The following is a 25,778-nucleotide window of genomic DNA, read 5'->3' on the forward strand; positions in this document are numbered from 1 at the left end:
TCTGTCCCCCGAGGAGCTGACCAGGTTGCGGACCGACGGGGTGATCTGAGCGATGGCGGGCACCAGGGGGCGCGACGTCGTACGGTCGCACACCACAGAGCAACCGGTGGCGGTGCCGGGCACCGGCCACCGGTGGGCCGGGGCAGCGGGGCTGCCCTGACCGAAGCACCACCCGCGACGGGACCGGGCCCGCGTGAACCACGCGGAGCGGACCCGCCGCACAGCACGAAAAGAGCACGGGGGCCGGCACGGGTCGGTCTCCACGGAGACCGACCCGTGCCGGCCCCAGGTCCAGGGGGCGCTGGCCAGACTCTTTCGAGGCAGGGGAATCATGACAATGGCGTCAACGACATCGACGTCCCAACCACCCGTCACCTACCGAGAGGTGACCGACCACAACGGCCGGGTCTTCCGCGTCGGCGAGTCCGACGTGGAGATCATGGGCCGGAAGCGCAAGTGGATGGTCATCCTGCCGTGGATAGGCATGATGGGCATCAGCTCGGCGGAGTACGCCTTCGCGTCCGCCGAGGACACGCTCCACACCGCGCATTCGTGGAGCAGCCTGCACATCTTCTGGATGCTCGGGGTCTGGGTGTTCTTCCAGGCCGCGGTGGCCTTCCCGGCGGGCAAGCTCCGTGAGTCCGGGAAGCTGCCGGCGCGCTGGGCGATGATGCTCGGCGCCGTGGGCACCTTCCTGGGCTACCTGTCGCTGGCGTTCGCACCGCACGTCGTCGTCGCGTACATCGGCTTCGGCATGTTCAGCGGCATGGGCGCCGGCATGGTGTACGCGACCTGCGTGAACATGGTCGGCAAGTGGTACCCGGAGCGGAAGGGAGGCAAGACCGGCTTCGTCAACGGCGGTTTCGCCTACGGCTCGGTGCCGTTCGTCTTCCTCTTCACCGGCTACATGGACCTGACCAACTTCCGCTGGGTGCTGGTCTCGGTCGGTGTCCTCCTCGCGGCGACCGTCGCGGTGGCGGGGTACTTCTTCAAGGACCCGCCGAAGAACTGGTGGCCCGCCGACGTCGACCCGCTGAAGGTGCCGGACGACCCGCGGGCCCGGCGTGCCCTGGCGAAGAATCCGCCGGCCGTGCGGCAGTACACCCCCGCCGAGGCGTGGCGGACCGGCCGGGTGGCGCTGATGTGGTTCTGCCTGCTGTGCACCTCGGGCGTGAACATCTTCGGCATCGCCTTCCAGGTCGACATCGGCGAGGAGGCGGGCTTCGCCGGCGGGATCGTGGCCACGGCCATGTCCCTGAAGGCGATCGTCAACGGCACGGGCCGCGGCGTCATCGGCTGGCTGTCCGACCGCTACGGCCGCAAGCAGTGCCTGATCTTCGTCTGCCTCGTCCTCGGGCTCGCGCAGTACGGCATCCTGTGGTCGGCGGACATCAAGAACCTGCCGCTGTTCCTGATCTTCTCTTCCATCTCCGGATTCGGCGGCGGCGCGATCTTCCCGATGTTCGCGGCGATGACGGCCGACTACTTCGGCGAGAACAACAACGCGTCCAACTACGGCCTGGTCTACAGCTCCAAGCTGGTCTCGGGTCTGCTCGGTTCCGGCATGGGTGCCTTCGTCGTCGCCCACTGGGGACACAGCGGGGCGTTCACCCTCGCGGGTTCGATCTCGCTGTTCGCCGGCTTCGTCGCGCTCTTCCTCACCCCGCCGGGGCGTCCGAAGAAGAAGGACATCGAGCCCAACCCCCAGCCCATCAGCAGGGAGGCGATCTGACGTGACCGCCGGAGAGCACCCGGGGCTCCGGCACGGCATCCCGTGCCCGACGACCGGGTGTTCCTCCCGTCCGCCGCGGCGTCCCCGGACCACCCCCGTGTTCTAGCGGGACCATGCCGGCATGACGTGGGCCTCAGCCGTGGGACGCCACGGCTGAGGCCCACGCGGCGTTCAGCCCGAGCGGTCGGCGGCGATCGCCTTGTGGTGGCGGATGACCTCTTCGACGATGAACTTCAGGAACTTCTCCGCGAAGGCCGGGTCGAGGTGCGCCTCCTCGGCCATCTGGCGCAGCCGCTCGATCTGCTCCGCCTCGCGCTCGGGATCGGCGGGCGGCATGTTGTGCGCCGCCTTCAACTCGCCCACCTGTTGTGTGGCCTTGAAGCGTTCCGCGAGGAGGTGCACCAGGGCCGCGTCCAAGTTGTCGATGCTGCCGCGCAGGTGGCGCAGCCGCTCCAGGGCGGCCGTGTCGTCCGCGTGTCCGTCGTCCATCCGCCCAGACTAACCAGCGGAACGCCGATCAGTCGGCACGTCCCGTGGCGGCGACGGTCACGCCGAGGCCGATCATCGCGAGGCCGCCCGCACCGCCGACCAGCGAAAGGCGGCGCGGGGAACGGGCGAACCACGAACGGGCCGCGGCGGCCACCAGGCCCATGGTGCTGTCCGAGACGAGGGCGATCGCGTTGAAGACCAGGCCGAGCAGCAGCATCTGCACGGTGACGTGCCCGGCCGCCCGGGCGACGAACTGCGGCAGCACCGCCGCGTAGAACACCATCGTCTTGGGGTTCGAGACCCCGACCACGAAGCCCTCGCCGAGGGTGCGCAGGACGCCGCGCGCCGCCCCCGCGTCCGCGGACGCCATGGCGAGATCCCCGCGGTGCCGCAGCGCCCTGACGCCCAGGTACACCAAGTAGGCGGCGCCGGCGAGCTTGAGGGCCGCGAACAGCAGCGCCGAGCGCTCCACGACCGGGCCGACGCCGAGGGCGACGGCGACCACCAGGACGTACGAGCCGAGGGTGTTGCCGGCGACGGAGGTCAGCGCGACACGACGCCCGTGGGCGAGCGCGCGGCCGATGACGAAGAGGACGCTGGGGCCGGGGATCACCACGAGCACCAGCGACACCAGGGCGAATGCCGCCAGTCGGTCGAAGGACACCATTCCCGGAGGCTAATCGGGTATATCTTCCGGCGCACCGTATTAACACGGGGGACGAGGAGGCGGGACAGATCATGAGTGAGCCGCAGGGCGAGCAGCTGGAGGCCGTACGGGCCCGGCGGGAGGAACTGCGCGGGAGGTACCTGCGGGAGCCCGCGGCGCGACCGGCGACGAGGGCGGCGGGGGTGCACCACGTCGCGTTCATCTGCCGGGACGTCGAGGAGACCATCCGCTTCTACCAGGAGTTCCTGGGCTTCCCCCTGGTGGAGCTGGTGGAGAACCGGGACTACGCGGGCTCCAGCCACTTCTTCTTCGACATCGGGCACGACAACCTGCTGGGGTTCTTCGACTTCCCCGGCCACGAGCACCCCGAGCACCACGAGACGATCGGCGGGCTGCAGCACCTGGCGCTGTCGGTGACCGCCGAGCAGTTCGCCGAGGCCAAGCGCAAGCTGGACGAGGCCGGAACGGACTACCTCGGGCCGGACCGGGGCGTGGAGGACAGCCTCTACATCCGCGATCCCAACGGGGTCAACGTGGAGCTGTACCACGAGCGGCTGGGCCACTTCGACGGCAAGCCGCTGCTCTGAGCCGCCGGGGTCAGGCGTGGTCCGGCGTGGTCCGGCGGGGCGTGCCCGGGGCGTGGTCAGTCCTGGTGGGACCGCTGGTGGTAGGAGGTCCTGGTGTGCTCGGTGTGCGCGCGCATGACCTGCTGGGCCCGCTCGCCGTCGCGTCCGGCGATGGCCGCGATCAGCTCGCGGTGCTCGACCCAGGACTGCATGCCGCGCTGCCGGGCGACCGGGGTGTAGTACCAGCGCACGCGCCGCTCGACCTGCCGGGCGAGTTCGGCGAGCACCGCGTTGCCGGCGAGTTCCATGACGCAGGCGTGGAGGGCGGCGTTCGCCGCGACGACCGCGTCGACGTCGTCGGCGACGACGGCCGCCTCGCCCGCCTCGCACAGCTCCTCCAGCCGCTGCAGGCCCTTGGAGGTGGCGTTGGCCGCGGCGAGGCGGGCCGCCTCCGTCTCCAGCAGGGCGCGGACGACCAGGAGCTGGTCGGCCTCCTCGTCGGTGGGCTCGTGGACGAAGGCCCCCTGGGCGGGGCGCAGGTCCACCCAGCCCTCGGTGTTGAGCCGCTGCAGGGCCTCGCGCACCGGCTGGCGGGAGACCCCGAGGTGGCCCGCGAGTTCGGTCTCCACCAGGTGCTGGCCGGGAGTGAGCGAGCGGGTGATGATCAGCTCTAGCAGCGCCTCGTACACCTGCTCGCGCAGGGGTCCCGGACGCTGGAGCTTGGGCACGGATCCCTGCGACAGCCCGCTGGAGAGCATCGAGGCCCCCACCTTTCCCGGGGATGATTGGCTTTCGTCTACAGTCTACGCGCGCAGGCCCCCGGCGCGGACACCGCCCCGAACGGCGTGACGCTCTTCACAGCTCCGGCGCGGCGCTATGCGGCGCCGGTGAGCTGGGCGGTCTTCAAGGCGGCCAGGGTCACCAGCACCAGCAGCATCACGACCATCCCGGCGGCCTGCCACAGGCCACGGTGCCTGCGGGGGGCGTGGGCCAGGACGAGGCCGACCGCCCCGCCGGTGAGCAGGCCGCCGAGATGGCCCTGCCAGGAGGTGACGGCGGCGGAGACGACCATCCAGACCAGCAGGCCGATCAGGAGCTGCCGTCCGCCGACCGGGTCGTGGTGGAGGCGCTTGCTGAGCACGAAGTAGGCCGCCCCCAGGCCGAAGATCGCGCCGGAGGCGCCGACGGCGCCGGAGTGCGGCGCGAGCAGGTACACCAGCACGGAGCCGCCGAGGGCGGAGAGCAGGTAGAGCCCGGCGAAGCGGATCCGCCCGAGCTGGGCCTCGACAGCCGGGCCGAGGGTCCACAGCGAGTACATGTTGAGCAGGATGTGCAGGATCCCGAAGGTGCCCTGGCCCGGCGGCTGGTGGAGCAAGGCCGAGGTGATGAGCCGGTACCACTCGCCGTGGGCGATGCCGACGGCCTCGAAGCCGGGGTACGCCGCGCCGTCGTACACGTACGCCGCGCCGTCGGGGCCCAGCAGCCCCTGTCCCAGACCGCTGAAGCGTGTGACGAGGTCGGAGCGGACCAACTCGCCGAGGTAGGCGACGATGTTGAGGGCGATCAGGACCTGCGTCACCACGGGCACGCCCGAGCTCGCCACTCGGCCGCCGAAGAGGGTGCGCGCCTGGCGGACGCTCCTGCCGCCCTCCTTCACGCACTCCGGGCAGTGGTGGCCGACCGCCGCCTCGCGCATGCAGTCGGGGCAGATGGAGCGGTCGCAGCGGGTGCAGCGGACATACGTCTCGCGCTTGGGATGCCGGTAGCAGGTGGTGACCGGCGGCTCGGTGCCCTGGTCGGTGTCCGTGGTGCTCACGAGCGCGAGGCCCCCCATGCGGCGTACGGGACGGTGGAGTCGCACGTTTGTACCCAGCCCGGGCGCAGTGCGTCAAACCACTCCGCTCTGCGCCTCCATGCGCAGGCCGGAGGCCCGGTCGACGAGGACGACGGTGACCACGGTGAGGTCGGCGGCGTCGTTGCCGCCGGGGTCCATGGAGATGAGGTCGTCCATGGTGGCTCCCGGGCAGATCGCGGTGTCCGGGAGTTCGACGACGAGCTGGAGGAAGTCGTCCTCCGTCACACGGACGGTACCGGTCGCGGGAGGGGCCTGACCGGCGTCGTACATCTCCTCGTCGATCCGGGCGGTGAGGCCGCGGGCGCCGGCGAGGAGGCCGCCGCCGCGCCCGGCGTGCACCTGCACCGTGACCGCGCCGGCCAGTGGGGTCGTCAGTGTCAGCGAGTGCCGGTCCGGTCCGGGGGAAACCGTGAGACGGACCTTGAAGGTCGGCCTGCCCTTCATCCGGGGAAGGTTGTCCGCGCCATAACTCCCGATGACCATGCCGCGTGACTCACCGGCCTCGCCGACCTGCCGCGCCGCGCCCTTGCCGCACTCCCCCGGCCGGGGCACCGCCGCCGCCTCCCGCCGCGCGCCGTTCCCCCAGGCCAGTTGGGCGACCAGCAGGGCCACGGCGACCAGCGGCACCCCGATGCGCCACCACGTTCCCCGGCTCACCGAGAACGGGTCCCCGGCCACCGCACACCTCCTCGTCCGTTCCTCGTCCGTCCCGGCGCCGATGCTATGCCGCGACTCCCGCCGGTTGCCCACGTGATGCCATGACGAGCCACGCATCCGCTTCGGCGCAACGGAGTTGGCCCTTCGAGGGGAGATCCGACCGCCCGGCTGCGGACCGGAGAGGTGCTGTTGGAGGAGGGGCCGGGCGGCGGCGCATCCCGCCCGCCGCGATCGAGGAGGTCCGTGCCACCGGGCGGTACGGCCGGACGGCGGAGACCGGCCTCACCGCGCCACACGGCCCACGACCGTCCACGCGGTGACGCACCACAGCGCCGAGGCGGTCGCGGCGTTCGCCGTCGTCAACTCCCTGTTCCGCCTCGCGACGCAGAAGACGAGGCACGGGCAGGACGGTGGCACCCCGGCCCGCCTCGCCCTGCTGGTTCGAGCCGGCGGGCGCCGGGACGGCTTTTACGACCCCTTGACCCCGGCTGAACGAATACTGTACACAGTATTCGTCCAGCCTCGAAGGCCGGGCCGACGGACTCGTCGAGGTGACCTCGCCACACGGCAGCGCGGTCACCCATGGCAACCTCTGTATCAAGGGCCGATGCGGCTTCCAGCACGTACAGAACCGGGACTGATCGACATGGGACGGGTCACCGAACGGCGTCGGGTACTGAGGATCAGGGACGGTGCGGTCGACCACCGGGCGGACACCCTGGTCGCCGAGGAGCCGCTGGAAATCCGGCTGAACGGCAAACCACTCGCGATCACGATGCGGACCCCCGGCGACGACTTCGCGCTCGCGGCCGGTTTCCTGGTCAGCGAGGGCGTGCTCGGCGGCGCGGACGAGCTGGCGAACATCGTGTACTGCGCGGGCGCGACCGTCGACGGGTCCAACACCTACAACGTCGTCGACGTGCGTCTCGCTCCCGGGGTCCCGGTCCCGGACATCACGCTGGAGCGCAACGTCTACACGACGTCCTCCTGCGGCCTGTGCGGGAAGGCCAGCCTGGACGCCGTACGGACCACGGCCCGCTGGCCCATCGCCGACGCCTCGCCGCTGCGGCTCGAACCGGCGCTGCTGTCCGCGCTCCCCGACCGGCTGCGCGAGGCGCAGCGGGTCTTCGACCGGACCGGCGGTCTGCACGCGGCCGCGCTCTTCACGGCGGAGGGCGAACTGCTCGACGTGCGCGAGGACGTCGGCCGCCACAACGCCGTGGACAAGATCGTCGGCCGCGCACTCCAGCGGGGCCTGCTGCCGCTGGCCGGGAAGATCCTGATGGTCTCCGGGCGGGCCTCCTTCGAGCTCGCCCAGAAGGCCGTGATGGCCGGCATCCCGGTCCTCGCCGCCGTCTCGGCCCCGTCCTCCCTCGCCGTCGACCTCGCCGCCGAGTCGGGACTCACCCTCGTCGGCTTCCTGCGGGGCACCTCCATGAACGTGTACGCGGGCGAAGAGCGGATCGCCCTGCCCGCGCCTGCGGCCGGGCGGGTCTGACCCGCCGCGGCCCGCGTGCACGCGTGCGGGACCGGCCGGCGAGGTTGCGCCCCCTGCGCCGGCCGGTCCCGCCGCACCCGAGGAGCCGCCGCTACCGAGGGAGAAGTGCGTCGGGACCGACCTGGCGCCGCCGGAGTTCCTGAAGGTGTCCCCGATGCTGGAGCGCATCGAGCTGCGCCTGGACCCGGATACCGTCGGCTGGGCGGTCGGCGCCCCCTCGGGCCGCGGCATGGTGCAGGGCCGGGTGCGGATGCCCGACGGCCGCGAGCCCGCCCGCTGATGCTGCTGCTCGCCGTGGACAGCCTGCCGCCGGTCAGCTTCGACCTGGGCATACCGGGCTGGGCGCCGACGCTGGAGCTGACCGCCCACGTCCGGGCCAGGCCCGAGCCGGGATGGCTGCGGCTGAAGCACTCCACCCGGAACTTCGCGGACGGCTACATGGAGGAGGACGCCGAGGTCTGGGACTCGGCCGGCCGTCTCGTGGCGCAGTCCCGGCAGCTGGCGAGGGTGCGGCTGCCGGAGGGCGCCGCGTGACGCGGGGGCGCCGGCCGGGGCGCGTCGCGCGTCGTCAGTGGAGCTGCGCCTGCCAGTCCTCGGGGACCTTGCCCGCGGGCCCCGGGGAGGGCTGGCTCTCCGGGCGGGAGTTCGGCGGGAGCAAGGCGGGACCGTCGTAGTACTGCTCGGTCTCGACGTTCCAGTACCAGTCCTCACCGGGCTCGAAGCTGGTGATGAACGGGTGCCCCTCCTCGAGCGCGTGCCGAGTGGCGTGCTGGGAGGGCGAGGAGTCGCAGCAGCCGATGTGCCCGCACTGCGCGCAGCGGCGCAAGTGGAGCCACCAGCCCGGCCCCTGGCCGGCACCGCAGTCGGCGCAGCCGTCGCCGCTCGGCTTGGACGTGGGGTCGATGCCGGGGATCGTGACGTCGTCCGCCATGGTGCCTCCTTAACCGCGATCACTTTCTCCTGGCATGCTAACCGCCCGCAGGTGCCGCCACCGGGCGAAGCGGGACGCCCCCTCGTTCCCGCCGCGGCCTACCGCTTCGTACGGCGCCTCGGCACGGGGCCGGGGTACCGGGCAAGGGCCCGCAGAGCCCCGCGTAGCCGGGTTCGCGCAGCCACCACGGCAGCCGGCGCAGCGGTTCGTACGCGAGGACGTCGTGGGGGGCCTCCGTCCCGGGCGGCAGGCCCCGCAGCAGTTCCAGGCAGCGGGCCTCGACGGTGCCGTGCAGCCGGGCGACGTGGGCCGGGGCCGCGATGCCCTGCCTCGCAGTTCCTCGTGCGGCGCCTCCAGTGCACGGGCGGCGCGCGGCAGGATCGCGGCGGCGAGTCCGGTCGCGGCTCACCACACGTCAGTGACCTTCCGTCAGGACGCCTCCCAGGGCCCGCGACAGGCGGGCCAGCCACTCCGCCGCCGTGCCCGTGACGTCGGGGTGGGCGGCGCGGAAGGCGTCCCAGTCGACGGAGTGCGGGGCGATACCGGCGAGGCGGGGCGCCGATGCCGGGTGGCCGGGTTCGCGGGCCATCACCCGGCGCAGCAGGCACGGGGAGAGGGCGGTGCCGGGGGCCTCGGCGAGCAGGACCGCGTCGTAGAGGTCCTTGCCCTGGGCGCGGCCCTCGGCGGCGGCGTCGGACTGGAGCCACAGCAGCTTCCAGGCGAGGGAGAGTTCGCGGCTCGCGGTGAGCAGTACGGCAGGGGGGTCCGCCGTCGCCGCGTGGCACCGCGGTCAGGACGGGCGCCTCGGGGAGCCGTTCGTCGCGGGCGAAGTCCAGGCTCACCTCGCCCGGGGGCATTCCGTCCGCGTGCCAGGGGACGACGAGGCGCACGCCGGGCGTGTCGTACTCCCGCGTAGGTCCAACTGCCGTCGTCCCGTGCGCCCTCCGCGTCGAGGCGTACGCCGCGGGCGGCGTCGGGGTCGGCCCGGACCAGTTCCAGCAGGTCGAGCACGATGCGGGTGTACTTGAGACCGTTGCGCTCCGCCCAGTGGCGTATCCGCTCCTCGTCCCCGGGCCGCGGTGCCCGCAGCGTGAAGTGGGTCTCGAAGTCGCCGGTGAAGTCCATCGCCGGAGTCCCGGCTACCACGCCGGCCGGACCGGGCCGCCCGGGGCGAGCCGCCCGAGGTCCGCGGCGAGGGCGCGCAGGCGGCGCTCGCCGAGCACGTCGGCCCAGGGGCGTACGGCGTCGGCGGCGGCCTGCTCGGCGGCGCGGGTGCAGGCGTGACCGCGGTCGGTGAGCACGACCAGCCGGGCCCGGGCGTCGTCCGGGTGGGGGCGGCGTTCGGCGTAGCCCTTGGCCTCGAGTTCGTCGACGAGCTGTCCGGCCGCCTGGCGGGTCACCCCGAGGTGCGCGGCGAGTTCGGTGACGGTCGCGCCGGCCGCCGCCATCCGGGCGAAGGCGAAGCCGTGGGCGGGGCGCAGGTCGTCGAAGCCGCGGGCGAGGACGCCGTCGTGGATGGCGGCGGTGAGGGCGCCGGCGGCGGCGAGCAGGTTGATGCCCAGGGCCATGGCCAGGGCCTCTTCGTCCTTCATGCGGCCACCTTGACACAGTGCGCAAGCGACTTGAGTATATAGGCAAGCAACTTGCTCAAGTTACTTGCCTATCAGGGAACAGGAGCCCCCATGCCCGTCGTCCGCTCCGCCGACGCCGACGTCCACGACCTGCACGGCGTCCGCTTCGCCTCGTACGCCCGCACCGCCACCGGCAGCACGGAACTGTGCGCGTGGCGGGGAGAGATACCGGCCGGGACCGCCGGTCCCGCGCACACCATCACACGCGAGGAGGTCTTCCTCGTCCTGTCCGGCAGCCCGCGCCTGACCATCGACGACGAGGCGCACGACCTGTCGCCCGGCGATGTCGTCACGGCGCCCGCGGGCTCCCTGCTCGCCATGGCGAACCCGGGGGAAGGCCCCGCTTCCGTCTGGGTGACCACCGGCGTCGGCCTGGAGGCGGTGCTCGCCGACGGGACGCGGGTCAGCCCGCCCTGGGCCCGCTGACCCGCCGGGCGTCCCGCCGGTCAGCGCCTCACTGCAGGTGGGCGGTGTCGTTCCAGAGGGTGATCGCGGGGTCGCCGTACTCCCAGCCGAGGACCGACAGCGACGCCGGGGCCAGGCTCAGCACCATGCCGCGCATCGGGTCGAGCCGGAGCCAGCGGGCGGCCAGGGTGCGCAGGAAGTGGCCGTGGGCGAAGACGACCGCGTCGCCGTCCTCTTCCTTGACCCAGGCCACCACTTCGTCCGCGCGGTTGGCGACCTGCCACGAGGTCTCCCCGCCGACGACCCCGTCGCGCCAGATCACCCACCCCGGGCGCTCCTCCCGGATCTCCGGCGACGTGCGGCCCTCGTACTCGCCGTAGTCCCACTCCCGCAGCGCGTCCCAGACCTGCGCCCGGTCACCGAACCCGGCGAGTTCGCAGGTGTCGCGGGCGCGCTGCAGGGGGCTGGTGCGGACCCGGGCGCCGGGGAAGTCGTGCCAGGGTGCGCGGGCCAGGCGCTTGCCCAGCAGGCGCGCGGCCTCCCGGCCCTCCTCGGTGAGCGGGATGTCGGTCCTGCCGGTGTGCTGGCCGCTCTTGGACCACTCGGTCTGGCCGTGCCGGACGAGCACGAGGCGCGGAGCCATCAGGAAGCCTCCTCCTTGTGGACGGCCTCGATGTCGCCGCCGTCGTGGTCCGAGAGCAGGACGCCGATATGGTGGATGAACGTCGCCACCGTTGCCGCTGAGGTCACGTGGACAGTGTCCCTCCCGACCGGTGGGACGCACAAAACGGTGCCCGCGCCGCCCCGGCGGGCGAAACCGCCGGCCGGTCCGGCCGGCGCCACGACCGCCCGCAGGAGAAGTCGCCATGAACGCATCCACCCCTCCGGCGCCGGAGCCGCTCGACGTGCGCTGGATCCACGGGTCGCCGTCGGCGAAGCACAACACCGATCCCGACATCCAGGTGTTCGAGTACGACGAACGCACCTTCATCCTGAGGCAGAACAAAGCCGTCCACTACGAGGCGCCGTTCCTCTTCCTGCTCTTCGGGGACGACCGCGCGGTGCTCCTGGACACCGGGGCCACGCCGGAGGAGGAGTTCTTCCCGCTGCGCAAGGTCGTGGACGAGCTGTTCGAACTGCGGTCGCCCGCCCTGCAACGGCCGGGCTACGAGCTGCTCGTGCTGCACACCCACGCCCACGGCGACCACGTCGCGGGCGACGCGCAGTTCGCGGGCCGCCCGGACACCGTCGTGGTGCCGGCGGACCGTGACAGCGCCTGGGACTTCCTGGGCCTCACGCAGGACCCCGGCCGCGTGGCGCGCCTGGACCTCGGGGGGCGGGTCCTGGAGTGCCTGGCCACGCCCGGCCACCACCCCTCCGCCGTCACCTACTATGACCCTGCGACGGGCTTCCTGCTGACCGGCGACACCGTCTACCCGGGCCGGCTGTACGTCGAGGACTGGGCCGCCTTCCGGCGCACCGTCGACCGGCTGATCGCCTTCGCCGCGGAGCGCCCGGTCACCCACGTGCTGGGCTGCCACATCGAGATGACCCGCGAGCCGGGCGTGGACTACCCGGTCCGCACCACCCACCAGCCCGACGAACCACCCCTGGAGATGCCCGTGGCCCGGCTCCTCGAACTCCGGCGGGCGATCGAGGAGATCGGCGACCGGCCGGGACGCCACCCCTATCCGGACTTCATCGTCTGCCGCGCCGACTGAGCGCCGACCGAGCGCTTTCGAACGTACGGCAGACTGTGCGGGTGTTCGCACTCGCCGTCGCGCTGACCGTCCTCCTGCTGCTGGAAGTCGTCCCCTCCGCGGTCGCCCAGCTCACCCGTGCGCGGGCCGGCCTGGAGCGGCTCGACGAGCTGACCCGGCTGGGCGTCCTGGAAGGCCGGCGCCGGTGGGTGGTCACCCTGCTCGGCGCGATGCACACGCTGGGCGCCGTCGCCGTGCTCGCCGGGCTGCGGCACCCTCGCGTCGGCGTCGCCGGGGCCGCGCTGGAAGCGGGGATCTTCGCCTGGGTACTGCTGTGCCAGCTGCGTTACGGCGACCGGGGACGTGCCCTGTTCGCGTACGCGCTGTTCCTGGCGATGGCGCTGGCGGTCCTCGTGGTCGACGCGGTGCGCTGAGCGGGTCCCCCGCCGAGCGGCCGGGCCGGGCTCACCTCCGGCCGGCCACGGCCTCCCGGGGCCGGGCCGCGGCGTCCGGTGCGGCGGTGGGCGCGGCCGCCGCCTCCGCCCGCCGCGCCCACCGCTTGGCGAGGACCGCGCACACCATCAGCTGCATCTGGTGGAAGAGCATCAGAGGGAGCACCATCAGCCCGGCCTGGGCCCCGAACAGCACGGAGGCCATGGGCAGTCCGGCCGCCAGGCTCTTCTTCGACCCGGCGAAGACGATGGTCACCCGGTCCGCGCGGGGGAAGCCGAGCCTGCGCGACCCGTACGCGGTGAGGCCGAGCATCGCGGCCAGCAGCAGGGCCTCGGCCAGCAGCAGCCCGAGCAGACGCGACGGTGTGACCTGGTGCCAGATGCCGCGCACCACGCCCTCGCTGAACGCGGTGTAGACGACCAGCAGGATCGAGCCCCGGTCGACCAGGCCGAGCACCTTCTTGTGGCGGGTGGCGAAGCCGCCGATCCAGTGCCGCAGCAGTTGCCCCGCCACGAAGGGCACGAGCAGCTGCAGCACGATGCCGAGCACCGCGTCCGCCGACAGGCCCGCGCCGCTCCCGCCGAGCAGCAGCGCGGCCAGCAGCGGGGTGAGGGCGAGCCCGGCGAGGCTGGAGAAGGACCCGGCGCAGATGGCGGCGGCCACATTGCCGCGGGCGACGGAGGTGAAGGCGATCGAGGACTGGATGGTCGAGGGCACCAGGCACAGGAAGAGCAACCCGGTGTGCAGCTCCGGCGTCAGCAGGTACGGCACGAGTCCGGCCGAGGCCAGGCCGAGCAGCGGAAAGGCGACGAAGGTGGCGGCCAGGACGGTGCCGTGCAGGCGCCAGTGGCGCAGTCCGTCCATCGCCTCGCGGGTGGACAGCCGCACGCCGTAGAGGAAGAAGAGCAGCCCGACCGCTCCGGTCGACGCCCCGCCCGCGACGTGGGCGCCGGCGCCCCGGGCGGGCAGCAGCGCCGCGAGGAGCACGGTGCCGAGGAGCGCCGCGATGTACGGGTCCACGGGGATCCAGGACGGGTAACGCAGGCGGCGCATGGGCTTCCTCATCGGTGCTGGACGGGGCCCCCTCCAGGGTGCCCGCTGACCCGGCGATCGTAAATGACTTTGACCGCGCTGACTGTCATCACATATCGCGATGAGCGGCGGTACGCTGGCAGCGTGTTCGATCCGGTGCAACTGCGGACCTTCGTCGCCGTCGTCCAGACGCTGAGCTTCACGCAGGCCGGCCGCCGGCTGGGCCTGCGCCAGTCGACGGTGAGCCAGCACGTGCGCAAGCTCGAGGAGGCCGCCGGCCGGCGGTTCTTCACCCGCGACACGCACAGCGTGGAACTGACCGAGGACGGCGAGGCCATGCTCGGCTTCGCCCGGACGATCCTGGAGGCGAACGAACGCGCCGCGGGCTGGTTCGCGGGCACCCGCCTGCGCGGCCGGTTGCGCCTGGGCGCCTCGGAGGACTTCGTCCTGACCCGGCTGCCCGAGATCCTGGAGCGCTTCCGGCGCGAGCACCCCGAGGTGGACCTGGAGCTGACGGTGGAGCTGTCGGCCACCTTGCACCGGCAGCTGGCCGCCGGACGGCTGGACGTGATGCTGGGCAAGCGCGCCGCCGGCGACGCCCACGGCGAGCTGGTCTGGAGCGACCGGCTGGTGTGGATCGCCGGCGAGCGCTACCGCCCGGAGGCCCAGCGGCCCGTACCGCTGATCCTCTACCCGGCCCCCGCGATCACCCGGGCGCGTGCCCTGGAGGTCATGGAACGGCACGGCCGCGCGTGGCGCATCGCGTGCACCAGCGGCTCGCTGAGCGGGCTGATCGCCGCGACCCGTGCGGGGCTGGGCGTGATGGCACACGCCGAGGGCCTGATCCCGCCCGGGCTGGTGCGGGTCCCGGCCCGAGCGGGCCTGCCGGAACTCGGCGGCGTCGACTTCGTACTGCTGCACGGCCACCGGCGCCCCGCGGCCCAGGAGGCCGCGGACGCACTCGCGGCGGCGATCCTCAGCGGATCCCTTCGGTCGTGATCCGCTTGACCGGACGCGGCGACGGCACGGTCCCCATGTACCGGGCCTCGTCCGGGGCGCCGACGCACTCGCTGAGGCAGCGGTGGAGCTGCCGCGTGCTGCCGCAGATGATCCGGCGACGAGGTCGGACGATCCGGTGGTCGCCGCGACGGCGGTCTCGGGGTGCGCGGCCGGCACCTGCCCGACGGAGGAGCGCCTGCCCGACGGAAGAGAGGGCGCAGGGGCCGCGACCGGTCCGTTGCGCTGGGCATGTGGCGCGCGGGGCGGCCCACGAGCCGGTGGGGCTGTAGAGCGGCCGTGATCCCCGCGAGGGGATTTGGTGCAGAGTCCGGGCGGACCCCGGTCCGCCCGGAAACCGTCCTCCGGCGCGATGTTCCTTGCGGTAACCGGGAACCGGCTCGTCACAAAGGTGTGAGGGAGCCCACCCGCGTCTTCACAGCCGAATGTCGCACCCCTCCCCACCGCACGTGGTATCAGGTACGTTCGGTGACCGCCCAAGCGGTCGAGGAGCGACGTTGCGCGAGTTCACCATTCCCCCACTGGTGACGGCACCCCAAGTCGGAGGTTTGGCGGACGCCGTGTTCGCCAACGCCGACGAAGAGCCGGACCGGATCGTGCTGAGCCGCCGCGCCGGAACGGACGGCACGGACTGGGAACACGTCACGGCCGCCCGGTTCCGGGACGAGGTCCTCGCGGTGGCCAGGGGCCTGCTCGCCCAGGGGATCCGCTTCGGCGACCGGGTCGGCCTGATGTCCCGCACCCGCTACGAGTGGACCGTGCTGGACTTCGCCCTGTGGGCCATCGGCGCCCAGCCCGTCCCCATCTACCCCACCTCGTCCTCGGACCAGGTCCGCTGGATGCTGCGCGACTCCGAGGCAGTCGCCTGCGTCGTCGAGCACGAGGACCACGCGATGACGATCGGCGCGGTCATCGACGAACTCCCCCACCTGAACCGGCTGTGGCAGCTGGACTCCGACGCGCTGTCCGAACTGGCCCGGCACGGTCTCGCCGTCGACGACGAGCTGGTGCACCGCTACCGCAAGGCGGTCACCCCGGACTCCACCGCGACGATCATCTACACCTCGGGCACTACCGGCCGCCCCAAAGGGTGTGTGATCACCCACGGCAACTTCATGGCCGAGAGCGACAACGTCGTCGCCCGGTACGAACCGGTCTTCCACAGCAAGCGCGGCGACGAGGCCTCCACCCTGCTCTTCCTGCCGCTCGCCCACGTCTTCGGACGCATGGTGGAGGTCGCGGCCGTCCGCGCGAGGGTCCGGCTGGGCCACCAGCCCAATCTGGCCGCGGCCGAGCTGCTGCCCGCGATGGCCTCCTTCCAGCCGACCTTCGTGCTCGCCGTGCCGTACGTCTTCGAGAAGGTCTTCCAGGGCGCCCGCCGCAAGGCCGAGGCGGAGGGAAAACTCGGGCCCTTCGAGAAGGCCGTGGAAGTGGCGGTGCGGCACGCCGAGGCGATGGAGGCCCGGGCCTTCGGCACCGGCCCCGGCCCCAGCACGTCCCTGCGGATGCAGCACCAGCTGTACGAGAAGCTGGTCTACGGCAAGGTGCGCGCCGCCCTCGGCGGCAAGGTCCGGCATGCCTTCTCCGGCGGCTCGGCGATGGACCGGCAGCTCGGGCTCTTCTTCGACGGCGCGGGCGTGCGGATCTTCGAGGGGTACGGGCTCACCGAGAGCACGGCCGCCGCGGTCGCCAACCCACCCGAGCAGACCCGTTTCGGCACGGTGGGCGTGCCCGTCCCGGGCACCACGGTCCACATCGCCGACGACGGCGAGATCTGGGTGTACGGCGGCCAGATCTTCAGCGAGTACCTCAACAACCCCAAGGCCACCGCGGAGGTCCTGCACGACGGCTGGCTCGCCACCGGCGACCTCGGCGCGCTCGACGAGGACGGCTACCTCACGATCACCGGGCGGAAGAAGGAGATCCTGGTGACCAGCGGCGGCAAGTCCGTCTCGCCGGTGGTGCTGGAGGATCGGGTGCGTTCCCACCCGCTGGTCTCGCAGTGCGTCGTGGTCGGCAACGACCGGCCCTTCATCGGGGCGCTGATCACCCTCGACCCCGAGGGCGTCGGGCACTGGCTGACGATGCGGGGCAAGCCGCAGCTGCCGATCGCCAGGCTGATCCAGGACCCCGCCCTGGAGACGGAGATCCGGCGGGCGGTCGTCGCCGCCAACACGCTCGTCTCCCAGGCCGAGTCCATCCGCACCTTCCGCATCCTGGCCGGGCAGTTCTCGGAGGAGGGCGGGCTGCTCACGCCCTCGCTCAAGCTGAAGCGAAGGGCGATAGAGAAGGCGTACAACCGCGAGATCGAGGCCCTTTACCACGCGTGAGGCGGCTTCGGGGGAATGCCGCCGCCGTGAGGACCGCTGACCTTGGGGTAAGGAGTCCGCTTCGACGAGGTAAGGACGACCCGCTCGTGAGCAAGGTTCCCGACATCACCCTGAACAACGGCGTCACCATGCCGCAGCTCGGATTCGGCGTCTGGCAGGTCCCGGACGACGAAGCCGCCACCGCGGTCGCCACGGCCCTGGAGGCCGGCTACCGCAGCATCGACACCGCCGCGCTCTACCGGAACGAACGCGGCACCGGCCGCGCCATCGCCGCCTCGGGCATCCCGCGCGAGGAACTGTTCGTCACCACCAAGCTGTGGAACACCGATCAGGGCCACGACAACGCCCTGCGCGCGTTCGACGCCTCCCTGGACAAGCTGGGCCTGGAGTACGTGGACCTCTACCTGATCCACTGGCCGACGCCCGCCCGCGGCCTGTACCCGGAGACCTGGCGCGCCCTGGAGAAGATCCACGCCGATGGCCGCGCCAGGGCGATCGGCGTGTCCAACTTCCCGGTCGCCCAGCTGCAGCACCTGATCGACGACGGCGGTGTCGTACCCGCCGTCAACCAGATCGAGCTGCACCCCCATCTCCCCCAGAGCGAGCTGCGCGCCTTCCACGCGGGCCACGGCATCGCCACCGAGGCCTGGTCGCCGCTCGGCCAGGGCCGCGGCCTCCTCGACGAGCCGGCGCTCGCCGCCGTGGCCGCCAAGCACGGCAGGACCCCGGCCCAGGTCGTCCTGCGCTGGCATCTCCAGCTCGGCAACGTCGTGATCCCCAAGTCCGTGACGCCGTCGCGGATCCGGGAGAACATCGACGTCTTCGGCTTCGAGCTCGACGGCGAGGACCTGGCAGCGGTCGACGCCCTCGACAACGGCGGGCGCCTCGGCCCGGACCCGAGCTCCTTCAACTGACGCACGCATGCCGGCAGGCGGCGGTCCGGCGGGCCGCCGCCCCGCGCCGGTCAGACGTCCCCGGCGACCACCGGGTAGTGGTCCGAGTAGTCGTCGAAGGTGTAGGTGGTGCCCCAGCTGGTGACCGACCACCGCGGGGAGTGCTCGTCGACCACGCGGTTGTTCCAGCGGGCGGGGCGGGCGTGGCCGTTGCGCAGGAGCGCGTGGTCGAGGCGCTGCGCGGGGTCGTCGGGGTAGCGGTCGTACGCCACGGAGTTGGTCGCGGGGTCGAAGCTGGCGGCCGGGCCGGGGGCGGCGTCGGGCGCGGCGGCGTCCAGGTCGGCGAGCATGCGGGTGTACTCCGCACCGCCGGCGTCGGTGTTGAGGTCGCCCGCGATGACCACCGGCTCGGCGGCGGGGATCGCGCGGGCGTCGAGGAAGGCGTCGATCTCCCGGTTCTGGGCGGAGCGGACGCTCGCGGCCTCACCGCTGCCGCAGGCGGAGTCGTCGGCCTGGGTGTGGGTGCCGACGACGTGCACCCGGGTGCCGTTCACGTCGAGGACGACGTACACGAAGCCCTTGTTGGAGAACCAGTCCGCGCCGCACGCGTCGCCGTACACGTGCTGGACCTTCTCCAGGACGGGCCACTTGCTGAGGATCGTCACGCCGCCGTCCTCGGGCGTGAGCGAGCTGTACGAGCCCTCGGTGCGGTCCCAGCCGCTCCTGGACCGCCCGAGCACCGGGGTCTGGTACGGGTAGCGGTCCCTGAGGTCCGCCTGCAGCCGGTCGGAGGCCCCGTTGTCGAACGCCTCCTGGAGGACCAGAACATCGGCGGCCCGCACATAGCCGGAGGCGGCGATCAGGTCGGCGCGCTCCAGCTGGCCCCAGTTGGGGTAGAGGGTGCGCGGCAGCATCATCACGTTGCTCGTGACCAGCCGCAGTTGGGGCGCCTCGGTCGCGGCCGTGGGGGTCGCGGCCGCGGTCGCGGTCGCGGTCGCGGTGCCGGTCGCACCGGTGAACGAGGCGAGGAGGAGGACGAGGGCGCAGGCGGCGGCTCTGCCGTGTCTCACGGGCTCTCCTGGAGTCGGGTGGAGCTCGGGTCGCGGAAACAGCCTGAGCCTAGGGGCAGTTGGTTACCGCCCGGTAGATGGGAGGCGGCTAGCCTACGGGCGTGCTGGACTACGAGAAGCAGGCCGCGATCTACGACGCCACCCGCGGCGGCGTCCCCCGGGCCGAGGCAGCGGCCGCCGCCGTGCTCGGGCTGTTACCGCGACCGGCCCGCACGGTGCTCGACATCGGCTGCGGCACCGGCCTGGTGACGGCCCGGTACACGGGCCGCCCCGGGCTGCGCGTGCTCGGCGTCGACGCCGCCCTGGCCATGGCCCGGCTCGCCGCCGGGCGGGTGGGGCCGGGGATCGTCCAGGGCGACGTGCGCCGGCTGCCGTTCGCGACCGCCTCGCTGGACGCGGTCACGGCTGTGTGGGTGCTCCATCTGCTCCCGGACGCGCCCGCGGTGATCGCCGAGTGCGCGCGGGTGCTGCGGCCCGGCGGGGTGCTCGTCACCACCGTCGACAAGGACGCCGGGCACGACGTCGGCAGCGACGTCGACGCGCTCCTCGCGCCGTTCCGCACACGAGTGGCGTACGACGCGGAGGAAGCGGTGGTGCGGCAGGCCGCCGTGCACGGTCTGCGCCCGGCGGGCGGGGCCCGCTTCGCCGGCCACGGCCAGGGCCGCACCCCGCGCGATCTGGCCGCCCGGATCGCGACGGGCCAGTTCGCCTCCGCGCTCGCCTTGCGCGAAGGTGAAACCGAGGTCCTCGCCGGACGCCTGGCAGCGCTGCCCGACCAGGACACCGCCCGCCCCGACCCGGTCTACCGGCTGCTCGCCCTCGCCAAGGACTCCTCTACAACGGCGGCTCGTTGAGCAGTTCGGCCAGCCACCGTGCCAGTTGCTCCACCGGGGGCCGCACCGCGCCGGTGGCCGGGTCCGGGAAGACCCGGCCCCAGCTGTGCGCCCGGACGACCGGGCCGACCCGGCAGGCCAGGCTCACCTCGCGGCGCAGCGCGGGCATCTCCCGGCCCTCGCCGCCCGTCCGGCCCGCCCACGCCTCCAGGTAGGCGTCGCGCAGCCGGGCCAGGACCTCCGGTGCGTCCGCCCCGTGCCGGCGCCGTGTCACCCGGGCGGTGACGAGCAAGCTCGTGAAGGGGTGGGCGACGGCGGCGTCGCCCCAGTCGAAGAAGACGTGGCGGCCCCCGGCGGTGAAGACCTGCCCCTCGTGCAGGTCGGAGTGGTCGAGCGCCGCGCCGTTCCCGGACGCGGCCAACTCGGCGCACCAGTCGGCGAAGCGGGGCCGTACGGCCCGGATCCCCGCCGGGGCGTCCGTCCGCCCGATCAGCTCGTCCAGCAGCTCCGGCAGCCGTGCCGGGCGCAGGTCGGGCACACCGAGCGCGGTCAGTTCGCCGGTGTGGGCGACGGTGGCGCGCTGCAGCTCGGCGTACGACCGCAGCGGGGCCTCCCAGTAGTGGGGGCCGCCCTCCGGCCGCGGACGGTCCAGCGCCTCGGCCAGCAGCGGGCCCCCGTCGGGCAGCAGCGACCAGGCACGGTCCGTGTCCACCGCGAGCGGCACGAGCACCCGGCCCGGGGCCCAGGAGTGCAGCGCCCCGGTCAGCACGCCCTCGAAGGCGGAGGCGGGCGGGTTGGCCTTGAACCAGACGGTGGACCCGTCGGTGGCCGGGATGCGCACCACCACCGACCAGGGACGCAGCCGCGCCGACCACTCCCGTGCCGGCCGCGGCTCCAGGCCCCGGGCGGCGGCCGCCTCCCTCGCCCAGGCCATCGCCTCCCGCCGCCACCGCGGGTTCCCCCAGGGGGTGGGGGCGTCGTCCTCACCTGCGTCCACCTGCGTTTCCAGGTCCATCGCCGCATCCCACCACGACGGCGCCGGGCCCCGCACCTGGGTTACCGTCGGGGCATGACGACGACCACGGCGGGTGTGGGGACGCTGCTGCGCGGCTGGCGCGAACGGCGCCGGATCAGCCAGCTGGAACTCGCCCTGCGGGCGGACAGCTCCGCCCGGCACATCAGCTTCATCGAGACCGGCCGCTCCCGTCCCAGCCAGGCCATGGTCCTGCGGCTCGCCGAGCACCTCGATGTGCCCGTCAGGGAACGCAACGCCCTGCTCGTCGCCGCGGGTTACGCCCCCGCGTACCCCGAGACCCCGTTGCGCGACCCCGCGATGCACCCCCTGCGCGAGAGCCTCGACCGCCTCCTGGCGGCCTACGACCCGTTCCCGGCCCTGGTCCTGGACGGCATGTACGACGTCGTCGCCGCCAACCAGGGCGTGAGCGCCCTGCTCCAGGGCGTCGCCCCGCACCTGCTGCGGCCGCCGCTCAACGCCATGCGCGTCACCCTCCACCCCGAGGGCATGGCCCCGCGCATCCGCAACTTCCGCCAGTGGCGCGGGCACCTGCTGGAACGGATCGAGCGTCAGATCACGATGAGCGGCCACGAGCCGCTGCGCGCCCTGTACGAGGAGCTGACGGCCTACCCGGCCCCGCCCGGCAGCGCGGAGGAGCCCTCCGCTTCCGCTTCCGCTTCCGCCTCCGCTTCCGACGGCACCGAGGTCTTCCCGTTCGCTCTGCCGATGCGGATCGAGCACGGCGGCCGGGTCCTGTCCTTCATCTCCACGGCCACCACCTTCAACACCCCCATGGACGTCACGGTCTCCGAGCTGGCGATCGAGACCTTCCTCCCCGCCGACCCGGAGACCGCCGCCGCCCTTCAGACGCTCACGCCGCGGGCAGCCGGTCCAGGAACCCGCTGACCGAGCGGATCCGCCCGTCCTCCGCGAGCGTGATCACGTCGGAGCCGGCGATCGGCGCCGTTCCGGGCTCCGCCCCGGCCGGCCCCAGCTCCCAGGCGAAGCGCGCCACGTCGTGGTGCCCGTCGACCTGCCCCACCGGCGTGAACACGAACCCGGGGAACCGCTCCCCCACTCCGGCGATCAGCGCTCCGATCTCCTCGTGCCCGCCCGCCTCCGCCAACGGGTCGGTGTACGTACCGTCCTCCACCCAAGCGGCGGCCACCGCCTTCGCCCTCGCCTCCGCGTCCGTGGTGCTGTTCCACGCCTCGAAGTAACGGGCGACGGCGGTCTCGTACCGGTCCTGCGACATCACGGTCCTCCTCGTCCGGGCAGTCTGGCCCGGCCGGACGGGGTGGAGTGCGCCACCCCGTCCGCCCGGTACGACCACCCTGCCGGGCCCGCGACGAAGGGTCGATTACGTCGCGGGTAATGGCGCAGCGGCGCGGCTCGCGACGTCGCCGCCTGTCGGCCGGCGGCTGCGAGCGGTGAAGGCGCGGTGCAGCACGGACGAGGCAGTTCCGGTGCAACCACGACGTCCCGGCGGCGGGACGGGCCTTCACCACCACGACGTGGGGTAGACCTCGCGCCTCAGCCGGGCGGAGACCATCTGCACCGCCACGAGGAGCACCGCGCCGGCGACCAGCAAGGGGACGAAGTGGGTGGCGGACGGCGTGGTGAGCATGATCATCACAGCGGTGGCCATGGCTGGCGGATGGGGCGTCTTGAGCAGCAGTACGAGTCCGCAGGCGATGCCGCAGCCCACGACGGCGGCCCAGGGGCCGTGCCAGCCGAGGGCGAGCACCCCGAAGCAGACCAGGCAGGAGAGCATGTGGCCGCCGATGACGTGGCGGGGCTGGGCGAGAGGGGAGTCGGGGGTGGCGGTGACGATCGCCATCGTGGCCGCGAGCGGCGGCACGAGCACCGTCTGGTGCGTGAGTGCGCCCAGGGCCACCAGCACGGCCAGTCCGACCGAGGTCGTGACGGCCGCCGAGGCGATCGTGCGCGGAGGCAGCCGCGGCAGGTGGTGTTTGCGGAGGCGTGGCTGCGGCTGCGGCGTCGGCTCCGCCTCGCTGGGCACGACGTCGGCGGTCTTGGTCGCCCCTGACGCGTCAGTCATGGGCGCGACCGGGTTCGGGGCAGGGCGGGGGCACAGGCCCCCGGGGCACGCGGAATCAGCATGGGGACTCCTCGGAACCATCCCCGTATCCGGCCCACGGCGGCTCTTCCGTGACGACGGGGATCACGCCCTCGATCGTCGCCTCGCCCCGCGCGGGGTGTCCAAGACCACCTCCTTATCGTTTGATTGAAGACCTCTATCGATCCGGCCCTGGACCTCCACGTCCGCTTCGGCTCTCTTCGGCCCCAACGGACCCGCGCGCGTTTGGGCGAACCGCAGTTCGCCGAGGAGCGTGACGAGCGCCGTCGCGAGTACAGGCCGGTGCAGCCGGCGAGGCGGGCGATGCCGGGCGCGGCGACGGCGGGAGCGAGCACCTGGGGGCCGGGGTCGGCGATGTCGATGACGCCGAGGTCCTTGGCGCGGTCCACCAAGGCCTGGTCCACGGCCAGGTGGATGCCGCAGCCGGCGCCCAGCACCGCCGCCAGGGCCATGGCGGCGGCGCGGAGCCGGGCGAGGACCTTGCGGCGACCGGCCCAAGAACACGAGGTCGTCTCATGTTCGCGCGAGCGTGGTGCCGGGCCGGCGGGGCACCAGGGGACTCGGGCGCATCAGGACGCGGTGCGGCGCGCCTGCGCGATGCGTTCCCGGTACCAGTGGTACGAGGCCTTCGGCGTCCGCCGCTGGGTGGCGTAGTCGACGTGGACGAGCCCGAACCGCTGGTGGTAGCCCTCGGCCCATTCGAAGTTGTCCAGCAGCGACCAGGTGAAGTAGCCGCGGACGTCCACCCCGCGGGCGTACGCGGTCTCGACGGCCTCGATGTGGGTGCGCAGGTACTCGATGCGGGCCTCGTCCCGGACCTCGCCGTCGTCGGACGGGCGGTCGGCCTGGGAGCAGCCGTTCTCGGTGATCCAGAGGGGCGGGAGCGCGGCCCCGTACCGTGCGTCGAGACCGGTGAGCAGTTCGGTGAGGCCGTCCGGCACCACCGGCCAGCCGAAGGCGGTGCGCGGGTACGAGCGGCCCGGGACGGCGACGTCCGGTTCCAGGATGTCGAAGGGCAGGCCCGTCTCCGCCGAGGGGGCCGCGATCCAGGTGGGGTTGTAGTAGTTGACGCCCAGGCCGTCGAGGGGTGCGGCGACCACGGCGAGGTCGCCCTCGCGGATCACGCCGCCCCAGGTCGGGTCGGCCGGCCCGTACGCGGACAGGTCGGGGTAGCCGCCGAGCAGCAGCGGGTCGGTGAACAGCCGGTTGTGCAGGGCGTCGTAGGCCGCGGCGGCGGCGTGGTCGGCGCCGGTGGCGCCCTCCGGCGTCCGCACCGGGGTGAAGTTGTTGGCGATCAGCACCTGCGCGGGAACGGCGGCGTGCGCGCGCAGCGCGGCGGTGGCGAGCCCGTGCCCGAGCAGCTGGTGGTGGGCGACGGGCAGCGCCTCCAGCATCAGGGCGCGACCGGGGGCGTGGGTGCCGAAGGCGTAGCCGAAGACCATGTGGACGAAGGGCTCGTTGAGGGTGATCCAGCGCGTGACCCGGTCGCCGAGGCGGTCGGCGACGACGGCCGCGTAGTCGGCGAAGTGGTGGGCCGTTTCGCGGTTCAGCCAGCCGCCCTCGTCCTCCAGCGCCTGCGGGAGGTCCCAGTGGAAGAGGGTCGGCGTGGGGGTGATGCCGGCCGCGAGCAGCTCGTCCACCAGACGGTCGTAGAAGCCGAGTCCGCGCGGTTCGACGCGTCCCCGGCCCTCGGGCAGGACGCGCGGCCAAGAGATCGAGAAGCGGTAGGCGTCGAGCCCGAGGGCCTTCATCAGCGCCACGTCCTCCAAGTGGCGGTGGTAGTGGTCGCAGGCGATCTCCCCGGTGTGGCCGTCGCGGACGGAACCGGGCCGGGCGCTGAAGGTGTCCCATACAGACGCCCCCTTGCCGTCCTCGGCGACGGCGCCCTCGATCTGGTAGGCGGCGGTGGACGCACCCCAGCTGAAGGAGGCGGGAAGCGGGGACATCGGGATTCCTCTCCTCTGCCGGACTCTGCCCAAAAACATGAACGCTACTCATGTTGAGTCTCGCCAACCTACACCTGATCCGGCAGAGTGGAACCATGCAGGCACCTCCGAACCCGTCCGGTCCCCTCCGCCGCCGCCCTGTGCAGCAGCGCAGCCAGGAACGTTTCGACCGGATCCTGGACGCCTGCGCGCAACTGCTGGACGAGGTCGGCTACACGGCGCTCACCACCAAGGAGGTGGCCCGGCGCGCGGAGGTCCCGATCGGGACGCTGTACCAGTTCTTCCCCGGCGTCGACGGGCTGCTGGGCGCGCTGGCCGAACGAAACCTGGGGCACTTCGCCGACCGGCTCACCCGCAGGGCGGAGGCCGAACGCCCGCGGCGGATCGGGGCGATGGTGGACCTGGCGATCGAGGAGTACGTCGCGATGCGCCGCGCCGTACCGGGTTTCGGCGTGGTGGACTTCGGGGCGATCGGCCGCGAGGACCCGCGCAGCATCCACCTCCTCGACGCGGTGCTGGAGAACAACGCGGCCGTCGCCGACCGGCTCTGGTTCCTCGTCGGCGGGCTGCTCGGCGACGGCGACCAGGCCGCCGACCGCGTGCGGCTGCACGTCGCCCTCGAGTCCGCCGACGCGGTCCTGCGGCTCGCCTTCCGCCGGGACCCGGAGGGCGACCCGGTCCTCATCGCCGAGTGCAAGCGGCTGCTGCGGGGCTACCTGGGCGGCTGACGGACACGACGGAGCCCCGCGGTGCCGGTGGGGGCGTCGCGGGGCTCCGATCTGTAACGTCCGGGGTCAGCCCTTGCGGGCGGTGACCTCCTCGGTCAGCTGCGGCACGACCTTGAACAGGTCACCGACCACGCCGTAATCGGCCAACTCGAAGATCGGCGCCTCCGGGTCCTTGTTGACCGCCACGATCGTCTTCGACGTCTGCATACCCGCCCGGTGCTGAATCGCC

Annotated in this window: 27 protein-coding genes and 3 pseudogenes; 14 read left to right on the plus strand and 16 right to left on the minus strand. The window is 72.9% G+C overall.

Features of this window, described 5'->3' with window-relative positions:
- Window positions 1-337: 337 nt before the first annotated feature.
- Window positions 338-1,732: an OFA family MFS transporter gene (locus ACRWNP_RS35105; protein WP_431968743.1), complete on the plus strand. Its 1,395-nt coding sequence runs from the start codon at window positions 338-340 to the stop codon at window positions 1,730-1,732.
- A gap of 171 nt (window positions 1,733-1,903) precedes the next feature.
- Here the strand turns inward: ACRWNP_RS35105 and ACRWNP_RS35110 are convergent, their stop codons facing one another.
- A complete protein-coding gene (locus ACRWNP_RS35110; RefSeq protein WP_431968745.1) occupies window positions 1,904-2,221 on the minus strand; it encodes a chorismate mutase in 318 nt (105 codons plus the stop codon).
- Window positions 2,222-2,249: 28 nt separating this feature from the next.
- Window positions 2,250-2,888: a LysE family translocator gene (locus ACRWNP_RS35115; RefSeq protein WP_431968747.1), complete on the minus strand. Its 639-nt coding sequence runs from the start codon at window positions 2,886-2,888 to the stop codon at window positions 2,250-2,252.
- Window positions 2,889-2,959: 71 nt separating this feature from the next.
- Here ACRWNP_RS35115 and ACRWNP_RS35120 point away from each other — a divergent pair, with 71 nt between their 5' ends.
- Window positions 2,960-3,475: a VOC family protein gene (locus ACRWNP_RS35120; protein ID WP_431968749.1), complete on the plus strand. Its 516-nt coding sequence runs from the start codon at window positions 2,960-2,962 to the stop codon at window positions 3,473-3,475.
- Between the two features lie 56 nt (window positions 3,476-3,531).
- Here the strand turns inward: ACRWNP_RS35120 and ACRWNP_RS35125 are convergent, their stop codons facing one another.
- From ACRWNP_RS35125 to ACRWNP_RS35135, 3 genes are all read right to left on the minus strand, one after another.
- Entirely contained in the window at window positions 3,532-4,212 is a 681-nt protein-coding gene (locus tag ACRWNP_RS35125; protein WP_431968751.1) for a GntR family transcriptional regulator, read from the minus strand.
- A gap of 116 nt (window positions 4,213-4,328) precedes the next feature.
- The gene (locus ACRWNP_RS35130; RefSeq protein ID WP_431968753.1) at window positions 4,329-5,288 is read right to left on the minus strand and encodes a rhomboid family intramembrane serine protease; all 960 of its coding nucleotides are present in this window, start codon (window positions 5,286-5,288) and stop codon (window positions 4,329-4,331) included.
- A 54-nt stretch (window positions 5,289-5,342) separates the two neighbouring features.
- The gene (locus ACRWNP_RS35135; RefSeq protein WP_431968755.1) at window positions 5,343-5,987 is read right to left on the minus strand and encodes a hypothetical protein; all 645 of its coding nucleotides are present in this window, start codon (window positions 5,985-5,987) and stop codon (window positions 5,343-5,345) included.
- A 521-nt stretch (window positions 5,988-6,508) separates the two neighbouring features.
- On the opposite strand from ACRWNP_RS35135, the pseudogene ACRWNP_RS35140 reads away from it, so the two are divergent.
- The 3 genes and pseudogenes from ACRWNP_RS35140 to ACRWNP_RS35150 form a co-directional block, all read left to right on the plus strand.
- Window positions 6,509-6,607, plus strand: a pseudogene (locus ACRWNP_RS35140) (2Fe-2S iron-sulfur cluster-binding protein); the annotation flags it as partial.
- A gap of 5 nt (window positions 6,608-6,612) precedes the next feature.
- Entirely contained in the window at window positions 6,613-7,464 is an 852-nt protein-coding gene (gene fdhD, locus ACRWNP_RS35145) for a formate dehydrogenase accessory sulfurtransferase FdhD (protein ID WP_431968795.1), read from the plus strand.
- 82 nt (window positions 7,465-7,546) lie between these two features.
- A pseudogene (locus ACRWNP_RS35150) lies at window positions 7,547-7,998 on the plus strand (thioesterase family protein); the annotation flags it as partial.
- Between the two features lie 34 nt (window positions 7,999-8,032).
- Here the strand turns inward: ACRWNP_RS35150 and ACRWNP_RS35155 are convergent.
- The 3 genes from ACRWNP_RS35155 to ACRWNP_RS35165 all read right to left on the minus strand — a co-directional run bounded on the left by ACRWNP_RS35155 (window position 8,033) and on the right by ACRWNP_RS35165 (window position 9,987).
- Entirely contained in the window at window positions 8,033-8,395 is a 363-nt protein-coding gene (locus tag ACRWNP_RS35155) for a UBP-type zinc finger domain-containing protein (protein ID WP_431968757.1), read from the minus strand.
- Between the two features lie 415 nt (window positions 8,396-8,810).
- Complete coding sequence (locus ACRWNP_RS35160) at window positions 8,811-8,984, minus strand: hypothetical protein (RefSeq protein ID WP_431968759.1); 174 nt, start codon at window positions 8,982-8,984, stop codon at window positions 8,811-8,813.
- A 550-nt stretch (window positions 8,985-9,534) separates the two neighbouring features.
- On the minus strand, window positions 9,535-9,987 hold the full coding sequence (locus ACRWNP_RS35165; protein ID WP_431968761.1) for a MarR family winged helix-turn-helix transcriptional regulator: 453 nt from the start codon (window positions 9,985-9,987) through the stop codon (window positions 9,535-9,537).
- A 90-nt stretch (window positions 9,988-10,077) separates the two neighbouring features.
- On the opposite strand from ACRWNP_RS35165, the gene ACRWNP_RS35170 reads away from it, so the two are divergent.
- Window positions 10,078-10,452 (plus strand): cupin domain-containing protein, encoded by a 375-nt coding sequence (locus ACRWNP_RS35170; RefSeq protein WP_431968763.1) that lies wholly within the window; start codon window positions 10,078-10,080, stop codon window positions 10,450-10,452.
- A gap of 28 nt (window positions 10,453-10,480) precedes the next feature.
- Here the strand turns inward: ACRWNP_RS35170 and ACRWNP_RS35175 are convergent, their stop codons facing one another.
- Window positions 10,481-11,074, minus strand: coding sequence for a histidine phosphatase family protein (locus tag ACRWNP_RS35175; RefSeq protein WP_431968765.1), 594 nt, complete (start codon window positions 11,072-11,074; stop codon window positions 10,481-10,483).
- A 223-nt stretch (window positions 11,075-11,297) separates the two neighbouring features.
- Between ACRWNP_RS35175 and ACRWNP_RS35180 the strand changes: the two genes are divergently transcribed.
- Entirely contained in the window at window positions 11,298-12,152 is an 855-nt protein-coding gene (locus tag ACRWNP_RS35180; RefSeq protein ID WP_431968767.1) for an MBL fold metallo-hydrolase, read from the plus strand.
- Between the two features lie 41 nt (window positions 12,153-12,193).
- Complete coding sequence (locus ACRWNP_RS35185) at window positions 12,194-12,565, plus strand: DoxX family protein (RefSeq protein WP_431968769.1); 372 nt, start codon at window positions 12,194-12,196, stop codon at window positions 12,563-12,565.
- 31 nt (window positions 12,566-12,596) lie between these two features.
- Here ACRWNP_RS35185 and ACRWNP_RS35190 read toward each other — a convergent pair whose 3' ends face one another.
- Window positions 12,597-13,637, minus strand: coding sequence for a bile acid:sodium symporter family protein (locus tag ACRWNP_RS35190; RefSeq protein WP_431968771.1), 1,041 nt, complete (start codon window positions 13,635-13,637; stop codon window positions 12,597-12,599).
- A gap of 123 nt (window positions 13,638-13,760) precedes the next feature.
- Between ACRWNP_RS35190 and ACRWNP_RS35195 the strand changes: the two genes are divergently transcribed.
- The 3 genes from ACRWNP_RS35195 to ACRWNP_RS35205 all read left to right on the plus strand — a co-directional run bounded on the left by ACRWNP_RS35195 (window position 13,761) and on the right by ACRWNP_RS35205 (window position 17,877).
- Window positions 13,761-14,615, plus strand: a complete 855-nt coding sequence (locus tag ACRWNP_RS35195; protein WP_431968773.1) for a LysR substrate-binding domain-containing protein — start codon at window positions 13,761-13,763, stop codon at window positions 14,613-14,615.
- A 515-nt stretch (window positions 14,616-15,130) separates the two neighbouring features.
- Window positions 15,131-16,963 (plus strand): AMP-dependent synthetase/ligase, encoded by a 1,833-nt coding sequence (locus ACRWNP_RS35200; protein ID WP_431968775.1) that lies wholly within the window; start codon window positions 15,131-15,133, stop codon window positions 16,961-16,963.
- Window positions 16,964-17,049: 86 nt separating this feature from the next.
- The gene (locus tag ACRWNP_RS35205; RefSeq protein ID WP_431968777.1) at window positions 17,050-17,877 is read left to right on the plus strand and encodes an aldo/keto reductase; all 828 of its coding nucleotides are present in this window, start codon (window positions 17,050-17,052) and stop codon (window positions 17,875-17,877) included.
- A 50-nt stretch (window positions 17,878-17,927) separates the two neighbouring features.
- On the opposite strand, the gene sph is transcribed toward ACRWNP_RS35205, so the two are convergent.
- Complete coding sequence (sph, locus tag ACRWNP_RS35210) at window positions 17,928-18,926, minus strand: sphingomyelin phosphodiesterase (protein WP_431968779.1); 999 nt, start codon at window positions 18,924-18,926, stop codon at window positions 17,928-17,930.
- A gap of 101 nt (window positions 18,927-19,027) precedes the next feature.
- Between sph and ACRWNP_RS35215 the strand changes: the two genes are divergently transcribed.
- Window positions 19,028-19,780: a class I SAM-dependent methyltransferase gene (locus ACRWNP_RS35215; RefSeq protein WP_431968781.1), complete on the plus strand. Its 753-nt coding sequence runs from the start codon at window positions 19,028-19,030 to the stop codon at window positions 19,778-19,780.
- Here ACRWNP_RS35215 and ACRWNP_RS35220 read toward each other — a convergent pair.
- Complete coding sequence (locus ACRWNP_RS35220) at window positions 19,761-20,774, minus strand: aminoglycoside phosphotransferase family protein (protein ID WP_431968783.1); 1,014 nt, start codon at window positions 20,772-20,774, stop codon at window positions 19,761-19,763. The two genes, ACRWNP_RS35215 and ACRWNP_RS35220, sit on opposite strands and share 20 nt — an antisense overlap.
- A 54-nt stretch (window positions 20,775-20,828) precedes the next feature.
- Between ACRWNP_RS35220 and ACRWNP_RS35225 the strand changes: the two genes are divergently transcribed.
- Window positions 20,829-21,680, plus strand: a complete 852-nt coding sequence (locus ACRWNP_RS35225; protein ID WP_431968785.1) for a helix-turn-helix domain-containing protein — start codon at window positions 20,829-20,831, stop codon at window positions 21,678-21,680.
- Here the strand turns inward: ACRWNP_RS35225 and ACRWNP_RS35230 are convergent.
- From ACRWNP_RS35230 to ACRWNP_RS35240, 3 genes are all read right to left on the minus strand, one after another.
- Window positions 21,646-22,029: a nuclear transport factor 2 family protein gene (locus tag ACRWNP_RS35230; protein WP_431968787.1), complete on the minus strand. Its 384-nt coding sequence runs from the start codon at window positions 22,027-22,029 to the stop codon at window positions 21,646-21,648. The genes ACRWNP_RS35225 and ACRWNP_RS35230 overlap by 35 nt on opposite strands.
- 246 nt (window positions 22,030-22,275) lie before the next feature.
- On the minus strand, window positions 22,276-22,836 hold the full coding sequence (locus ACRWNP_RS35235) for an HPP family protein (RefSeq protein WP_431968789.1): 561 nt from the start codon (window positions 22,834-22,836) through the stop codon (window positions 22,276-22,278).
- Between the two features lie 608 nt (window positions 22,837-23,444).
- Window positions 23,445-24,821, minus strand: coding sequence for a GH1 family beta-glucosidase (locus ACRWNP_RS35240; protein WP_431968791.1), 1,377 nt, complete (start codon window positions 24,819-24,821; stop codon window positions 23,445-23,447).
- Between the two features lie 95 nt (window positions 24,822-24,916).
- Between ACRWNP_RS35240 and ACRWNP_RS35245 the strand changes: the two genes are divergently transcribed.
- Complete coding sequence (locus tag ACRWNP_RS35245; protein ID WP_431968793.1) at window positions 24,917-25,549, plus strand: TetR/AcrR family transcriptional regulator; 633 nt, start codon at window positions 24,917-24,919, stop codon at window positions 25,547-25,549.
- 66 nt (window positions 25,550-25,615) lie between these two features.
- Here the strand turns inward: ACRWNP_RS35245 and ACRWNP_RS35250 are convergent.
- Window positions 25,616-25,778: pseudogene (locus tag ACRWNP_RS35250) on the minus strand (electron transfer flavoprotein subunit alpha/FixB family protein); the annotation flags it as partial.

The organism is Actinacidiphila sp. bgisy160, assembly GCF_965342435.1.
In the GTDB taxonomy this organism is placed as follows: domain Bacteria; phylum Actinomycetota; class Actinomycetes; order Streptomycetales; family Streptomycetaceae; genus Actinacidiphila.